The following is a 7,656-nucleotide window of genomic DNA, read 5'->3' on the forward strand; positions in this document are numbered from 1 at the left end:
AGGTAAAAAAGAGCGGGCGGCTGCGTCCGTTTCCTTACGTATCTGGCTTACTTCCTGGCGCATCTTGTTGCCTTTACTGCTGAGATAAATACCGCTGGCACCGCGTTCTTGCTGCAGAAAATTAACCAGAATACTAATATGATCTACAAGCTGTGCAGCTTGCACTAAACTATGCATTTGGCGCACTGTTGTAGCGTTTTGAACCATAAACCCCGAAGCAAACCACACGACAGCCAAAACCGGTAATAGCAATAACAGCACCAGTTTTTTAGATAAGCTGATATTTCTGATTAACTGATTCATTCCATAGCTCCATGCCGCCAGCAGAGATATACGTTTAAAAGACGCAACAGCTATTCCTTCTGGCGATGTCAAATTAGGTCGCAGAAAATATGTTTATTATTAAGCAATACAGATAACAGCCAACTGAAAGACAAACCGTTCACAGCGCAGGCACTTTGCCCTTGCCTTCACGTTTTTCAACAGCGGCTTTTCGTAATCTTTCTACTTCTGCTCCGGCGGCCAATTCAGCACTCACCCAAGATGGAATATCAATCATTGTGGTTGTCACACTGTTTGCTGGCTTGGTATCTGTAGCGGTAAGCTTGAATTCCAGCATATTGGCACACTCATCAAGATTTTTGACCCGGCTTACCCTGAACAAATCCAGCCGGTACTGACCTGATCTTTTTACAAAAACCATATCCAGGATGCTTTTATTTTTACTGCTGTCAGGCAACGCTACCCCTGTACCATCCTGGCTGGCGGACAGGCAGTTTTTATTGCCGCTACCAAACTTCCAATTCAATGTGTTGCTGTTTGCGGCAGTCGGCTCGCCATATTTATCAATAACCGCTTGCTTAAACTGGCCACCCGTAACTGGATCAATGCCATTTAGCATCAGACGTTGCAAACCAACCAGCCGTCCCCCCTCTGGAGGCGGCGAAAAATACAGCGTAATAGAGTCACTGTATTGCTTACCATCTTTATAGCGAGCTTCATTCGCGCCAATAATCCGGTATACAAAATCATCCGTTTTAAAATTGTGATTTACGCCATCGCTATAACTGTACGACATACGGGTTTCGTATATTGACTGCTCTTCAATGCCGAAGTCCCGCAGTTTTTGCTTTGCATCTTCAACAGTCATACCAAGTGTAATGCCGATAACATCATATTGACTGCCGCTATCTGCCGCCATAGCGGAGGTTGTTGTCAGAATGCCAGAAACACAGATAGCAAAAACCGCAGAGAATCTTTTTATTAACAGCATAGCCCGCCTCCTTCAGCATGTTTTGTCCGTGTTTAACTATAGAAGGAGTTTTTAATTAGGGGAAAATTGCTGCGGGTGTGGCTGTTACTCGCCGTTATTTAGGCCTGGCGCTTTTCCATTAAAAAATTGGTTAGTACCACACCCCGCACTTCTTTTTGCTGTTGGCGCACTACAACAAAGCCATAATGCTGAAAAAATGGCTTTGCCGTTATACTGACGTCGGCGTAAAAGCGTTTCAGACCATAGCGACGACCGGTTTTTATGATGTGCTGCATCAGCGCTTTACCTACACCTTTACCCTGATAAGCGTGATGACAAAAGAAGAAGTCGATATAGCCATCATGTTGTACATCGGCAAACCCTACAATAGTGTCATTATCCAGCGCGACAAAGGGCTCACTTTGCATAATACGCAGTGCCCAGGTGTTTGCATCGAAGCGATCCGGCGCCCAGGCATTACGCTGCTCAAGCGTATAGTCGCGCTGATTTACGTTATGTACAGTGTGATAAAACAGTTCGCGTAAAAGCGGCTCTTCACCAATCTGATAAGGGCGGATGTGATACATACTTACCTGCTGATTATGTTTTGCTACACCTGAAAACAACAAAGCCCTGCTTAGCAGGGCTTTTTAGCATACTGAGCGCTATTACAGAATAGCTAACAGTTCTACATCGAAAATCAGTGCGCTAAAAGGTGCGATAGCATTACCTGCACCACGCTCGCCGTAAGCCAGGTTGTGCGGAATGTATAAACGCAGTTTGCTGCCAGGTGCCATCAGCTGCAGTGCTTCCGTCCAGCCAGCGATAACGCCTGATACCGGGAATTCTGCCGGCTCGCCACGCTGATAAGAGCTGTCAAACACTGTGCCGTCAATCAAAGTTCCGTGGTAGTGCGTACGTACTGTTGAATTGCGCGTTGGCTTTTCGCCTTCTGCCGCTACCAGGACTTCGTATTGTAAGCCAGAGTCAGTTACGGTGATTTCAGGACGCTTGGCGTTTTCAGCCAGGAAAGCTTCACCGGCCTCGGCCAGTAGTTCTGCTTTTTCTGCCTGCTCAGCCTGCATACGCTCGCTGATCACAGTAAAGGCAGCACGAATTTGCTCGTCGCTTACCTCTGGAGTCTGTTCAGTGAAGGCCGCAATCACACCGGCTGCTACCGCGTCGATATCCAGACCTTCAAACGGGTTGTCGGCCAGCTGCTGGCCCATCTGTAAACCGATACCATAGCTGGCGTGCTGTTCAAGCGTTGTATATTTTGACATGAGTTCCACTTATGCTGGAAAAGCCAAACGGCTTTTGGTTAAAAGTGCGCTTATGGTAGCGCATAAGCGCGCGAATGTCTTGTCAGCTCAGGCTGCCAGCTGCTGAACACGCAGCCAGATCGCGTTGACGTGATGCTGATCCTGCTCATTCAACTCACCTGCTGTTATGGCCTGCTGTAAAGTACCACTGACCTGGCTTATTACATCAGATGCCGCGAAAGGCGCGCCTTCTACCTGCAGTGTGCCTACGGCAAGGTCGAAGTGACCGCGCAGATAACCTGATGCAAACAGCTCATCGTCAGTCGCAACCGGCACCAATGCATCAAAAAGCTCGGTTACCGCATCAATAAATTGCTCTGGTACTGCTGTTGTCATGTTATTCCTCGTCTTCATAGCCCAAGCGGTACATCACATAATCGTTGTAGCCGGTCAGAATATTAATTAATCCGGTCAGCTGCTTGTCCAATGTCGCATCACCGCTGTCGGCAAGTAACGGCCTGCCATCAAGCTGCTGCAGTTTGGTTTTGCTGGCAATAAGTAAAATGTTATCGCGGCCAATGGCGCGGATAACCGCGGGAGACAACTGCTGATTACCGCGGCCAAACACATGGCCCTGACCACCAATCAACGTAATGATAAGCTTACTCGGCCTGCCCTGCACCAGCTCTAACAGCTGTGCGGCGGTAACATCTTTGGCAATCAGCTGCCCGTTTTCAACGACATCGACGCCCAGCAGGGTATTATCAACGCCAAGCTCAGCCATCACCGCCGCCACAGTAGAGCCGGAGCCCATTACATAGCGCACATCATCTTCAAGCTGGCTGGCGACATAAGCGGCTAGATCGGCCAGTACCAGCTCTTCAGACTCGCGCCCGCCCATTTTTACGCTTTGCACATAACGCAGCAGCGCAGGTATACGCATCTCGCCAAAGCGGCGAGCTTTTACCACGCCGGTCCTGAACGCCTGCTCATCAATGTCCATTACCGGTGCTTCACTAAGTGATACCAACTCACCGGCGACCAGCTTAGCCACCAGCTTACCGGCCGCCTGCGGTGATATAGCATAAACGCCAGAGTGAATCTTCACGCCTGCCGGAATACCCAGCACAGTAGTATTATCAGCCACAGCGACGCAGATATTACGTGCAGTACCATCGCCACCGGCAAACAGCAGAATATCCACCCCCTGCTGTGCTAACAGCCTGGCTGCATTTTCTGTATCGCTTGCGCTGGAGGGCCATGAAGGTGGTGTATAAATGACCTGGCTTTGCAAACCAAGCTCTTCACAGACGCTGTGGCCCATATCGCCGGCGACGGTTAGTATTTCAAATTTGTCTTTTTGCGCCAGCAGCTCTGTCAACGCTGTTTTAACCCGCTGCATTGCCTGCGGCTTTGCGCCAAGCGCCAGTGCTTTTTGCGCCTGACCATCTGAACCTTTTAAACCAACGCTGCCGCCAAGCCCCGCTAACGGGTTAATAATAAGCCCCAGCCGGAACAGATTAGCCATACTGCATATACCTTTGCTGCTGTGAAAACGGCCGCTATTGTAATGTCTTGCCGGCCCCTTTTCCACCGGGCAGCGTCAGCGCCAGCAAAGTAGCCGCTAAAGCCAATAACGCCGCAGCAGTAAATGTCAGGCTGGCACCAGCGCCGTTCTGCCATAACAGGCCAGAGAAATAGGCACCGATGGCTCCACCGCCACCGAAAATAACGCCGGCATACATAGCCTGACCACGGCTACGCAGCTTCCTTGGAAAAAATTGCTGAATAAACTGCATGGCACAGCTGTGGGCAATCGCGAAGCTACCAGCATGTAGTAACATACTAAAACATAACAGCCAAACGTTATCCGCCACTGTCGCCAGCATGTACCAGCGTAATACCGTCACACCGTAGCAGACGCTCAGCAGCAGCCGGTAGCTGCGGTTACGCATTAAACTGCCGGCAAAATAAAATGCGACGATTTCAGCCAGAATAGCCAGGCCAATAAACAGACCGGTTTGGGTACCGCTATAGCCCAAATCCCGGCTGTACAGCGTGAAAAACCCATAAAAAGGGGCAAAACTCATCTGTAATAACAACGCCGCCAGCATAAACCGCACTAATACGGTGTTTTTAATAAGTTTCGTAAAACTGACATGCTCGCTGCTAAGCTCTGCATTGACAGTGACTGTGGGTAATAAGAATAAACTGCATAACAGCAGCAATAGAAACAACAACGCCGACAACGGTAAAAACTCACTGCCGTAGCGCTCAAACAGCCAGCCGCCCAGCATAACCAGCACAATGTACCCGACGCTGCCAGACGTACGAATACGGCCGTAGGCCTGGGTATCATCATTTAAAAAAGCAAAGGCTGATACTTCTAACTGCGGCAAAATAGCCGTCCAGAAAAAACTGAATAACGCAAAACCACATAATAGCGGCCAGAAGCCATAATCGGCAAAGCTGCTCAGCCAGCCCAGACTGGCAAGTATGGCACCATAACGCATTACCTGCAGCGGTTTGCCGGTACGCTCGGCAACCAGTGCCCACACCGAAGGGCCAACAATGCGGCTGGCGGTAACAATGGCCAGTAATAAACCTATATCAGCTGAGCTCAGCCCGCGGCCATCTAAGAACAGGCCAAAGTAAGGCACGAAGATGCCCAGCACACCAAAATAGGTAAAGTAAGCCAGCACTAAGGCTGGCCTGGCAGACATTTGCATCATCACGCTGGATTAATCGCGGTTAACGCGGGCGATATCAGGGGTTGTCACCTGCACATGCAGATTTTGCGCACGGTGACGCAGATAATGATCCATCAGCACTATCGCCAGCATCGCCTCAGCAATCGGCACGGCACGAATGCCAACGCAAGGGTCGTGCCGGCCTTTGGTAACAATATCCACTACCTCACCCGAGGTATTAATACTTTTGCCCGGGATGCTAATGCTGGACGTTGGCTTTAACGCCATGCTCACCAGTAAATCCTGGCCGGATGAAATACCACCCAGCACACCACCGGCATGATTGGCACTGAAACCCTGCGGTGTCAGCTCATCACGGTGGGTTGAACCACGCTGCTCAACCACCGCAAAACCGTCACCAATTTCGACGGCCTTCACGGCATTGATGCTCATCATTGCATGGGCAATATCCGCATCCAGTCGGTCAAATACCGGTTCGCCCCAGCCGACCGGCATGTTGCTGGCCACTACGTTAACCCGGGCACCGACTGAATCGCCGTCTTTTTTCAGCTGGCGCATATAATCATCCAGTGCATCCAGCTTTGACGGGTCGGGGCAAAAAAACGGGTTATTTTCGACTTCGTCCCAACTTACCAGCTCAGCTTTTACCGGCCCAAGCTGTGCCAGATAACCACGGATCTCTATACCACAATTCTCGCGCAGGTATTTTTTGGCAATAGCACCGGCAGCAACGCGTACCGCTGTTTCGCGCGCTGAAGAGCGGCCACCACCCCGGTAGTCACGGATGCCGTACTTATGCCAGTAGGTGTAATCGGCGTGACCGGGCCGGAACAAATCTTTGATATTAGAATAATCCTGCGAGCGCTGATCGGTATTTTCTATCAGTAAACCTATGCTGGCTCCGGTCGTGGTGTCTTCAAATACACCGGACAGAATTTTTACCGCATCATCTTCACGCCGCGCCGTCGTGTAACGTGATGTACCAGGCTTTCGCCGGTCTAAGTCAAGCTGCAGATCTTCCGCTGTCAGCGTCATTCCCGGCGGGCAACCATCAACAATCCCCCCAATGGCCGGGCCATGGCTTTCACCGAAAGTTGTGACTTTAAACAATTGCCCGATGCTGTTACCGGCCATAACGACTCCTAACGCTAATAGGTTTTAATACTGATTAATCCTGAAACAAATGCTGACAACGCTCCAGCTCAGCTTTGCTGATAGCAAACACGCCAATGCCACCATGCTCAAACTGCAGCCAGTCAAAGGCAACATCCGGATAATCCTGCTGCAGTTGCACCATGCTGTTCCCCACTTCACATACCAGCACGCCGCCATCGGTAAGATGCTCAGCTGCACCGCGTAAAATGTGTCGTGTCAGCGCCAGCCCATCCTCACCGGACGCCAGCCCCAGCTCAGGCTCATGCCGGTACTCGTCCGGCAAATCGGCCATATCGTCGGCATCAACATACGGCGGATTGGTCACGATTAAGTCATACCTAGCACCGCCAAGCGCACTGTAACCATCTGATAATATGGGAAATACACGCTGCTCAAGGCCATGCTGTTCAATGTTATACTGCGCCACATCAAGGGCATCTTCACTGATATCCACCGCATCAACCTGCGCATCTTTAAAGGCATAAGCGCAGGCAATGGCAATACAACCGGAGCCGGTGCATAAATCCAGTACCTGTTGCACCGGTTTGCCGTTTAACTGACGGATAAATTTACAGTTAATCAGCTCGGCAATAGGTGAGCGCGGTACCAGCACCCGCTCATCAACATAAAACGGTAAACCGGCAAAGTATGCCTGTTGCGTGATATATGCCGCAGGGATCCGCTGTTCTATTCGCTGACGCAACAAGCTTAAAAATTGCTGCCGCTCATCGCGGGTTAGTCTGACATGTAATAGCTTATCGTCCGTCAACGGAGGCAAATGCAGTACAAAGCACAATAATCCGGCAGCTTCATCCCATGGATTATCAGTGCCATGCCCCAGATAAACACCGGATTGATTAAGTTTACTGACCGCGAAACGCAGCCAGTCATGCACAGTATGAAGCTCAGCAACAGCATCGCTTAATAATTCAGGGGTAAACAGCAGTTCGCCAGTGTCGGACATGATGAAGTTAAGCTCTTTTTGTATTAACCGGTAAGTTTGAGTAGACTTGCGCCATGCAAAAGAAAGTCAGTGTAACATCACCCGGTATCAGTGCCGAAGACAGTCAGCTGTTTCGCGAGTCGATAACGGGGGCAAGGCCCATTGCGCAGGACAAGATACCGCCAAGCGCCACACCTCGCAAGCAAAAAAGACGTGCAGACGTCTTAAGTCATCAGCTTGATGAAAATTTGTTCTGGTTTTCTGACGAATTTGAAGGTTATATCGCAGATGGCGGCAGCCTCAGCTGGTTAAGGCAAGGTGACGACCCTCACT

The 7,656-nt window shown here is 50.3% G+C and carries 9 protein-coding genes and 1 pseudogene; 1 reads left to right on the forward strand and 9 read right to left on the reverse strand.

Annotation, left to right across the window (positions count from 1 at the left end):
• The 9 genes from VIN66_RS08530 to prmB all read right to left on the reverse strand — a co-directional run.
• Positions 1 to 303, reverse strand: a 303-nt coding sequence (locus tag VIN66_RS08530; protein WP_331923580.1) for a nitrate- and nitrite sensing domain-containing protein, incomplete at its 3' end; no start/stop codon positions are given.
• Positions 304 to 442: 139 nt separating this feature from the next.
• Positions 443 to 1,273 (reverse strand): hypothetical protein, encoded by an 831-nt coding sequence (locus VIN66_RS08535; protein WP_331923581.1) that lies wholly within the window; start codon positions 1,271 to 1,273, stop codon positions 443 to 445.
• A 98-nt stretch (positions 1,274 to 1,371) separates the two neighbouring features.
• Positions 1,372 to 1,839, reverse strand: coding sequence for a GNAT family N-acetyltransferase (locus tag VIN66_RS08540; RefSeq protein WP_134055512.1), 468 nt, complete (start codon positions 1,837 to 1,839; stop codon positions 1,372 to 1,374).
• Positions 1,840 to 1,920: 81 nt separating this feature from the next.
• Positions 1,921 to 2,535, reverse strand: a complete 615-nt coding sequence (locus VIN66_RS08545; RefSeq protein ID WP_134055513.1) for an FKBP-type peptidyl-prolyl cis-trans isomerase — start codon at positions 2,533 to 2,535, stop codon at positions 1,921 to 1,923.
• 87 nt (positions 2,536 to 2,622) lie between these two features.
• On the reverse strand, positions 2,623 to 2,910 hold the full coding sequence (locus VIN66_RS08550; protein WP_331923582.1) for a YfcL family protein: 288 nt from the start codon (positions 2,908 to 2,910) through the stop codon (positions 2,623 to 2,625).
• Position 2,911: 1 nt separating this feature from the next.
• Entirely contained in the window at positions 2,912 to 4,042 is a 1,131-nt protein-coding gene (locus tag VIN66_RS08555; RefSeq protein ID WP_331923583.1) for an ATP-NAD kinase family protein, read from the reverse strand.
• Positions 4,043 to 4,076: 34 nt separating this feature from the next.
• Positions 4,077 to 5,237 (reverse strand): MFS transporter, encoded by a 1,161-nt coding sequence (locus tag VIN66_RS08560; RefSeq protein WP_331923584.1) that lies wholly within the window; start codon positions 5,235 to 5,237, stop codon positions 4,077 to 4,079.
• Positions 5,238 to 5,255: 18 nt separating this feature from the next.
• Entirely contained in the window at positions 5,256 to 6,359 is a 1,104-nt protein-coding gene (aroC, locus tag VIN66_RS08565) for a chorismate synthase (protein WP_331923585.1), read from the reverse strand.
• A gap of 34 nt (positions 6,360 to 6,393) precedes the next feature.
• On the reverse strand, positions 6,394 to 7,344 hold the full coding sequence (gene prmB / locus VIN66_RS08570) for a 50S ribosomal protein L3 N(5)-glutamine methyltransferase (RefSeq protein WP_331923586.1): 951 nt from the start codon (positions 7,342 to 7,344) through the stop codon (positions 6,394 to 6,396).
• 53 nt (positions 7,345 to 7,397) lie between these two features.
• On the opposite strand from prmB, the pseudogene VIN66_RS08575 reads away from it, so the two are divergent.
• Positions 7,398 to 7,656: pseudogene (locus VIN66_RS08575) on the forward strand (endonuclease SmrB); the annotation flags it as partial.

Source organism: Rheinheimera sp., assembly GCF_036568245.1.
Lineage (GTDB): Bacteria > Pseudomonadota > Gammaproteobacteria > Enterobacterales > Alteromonadaceae > Alishewanella.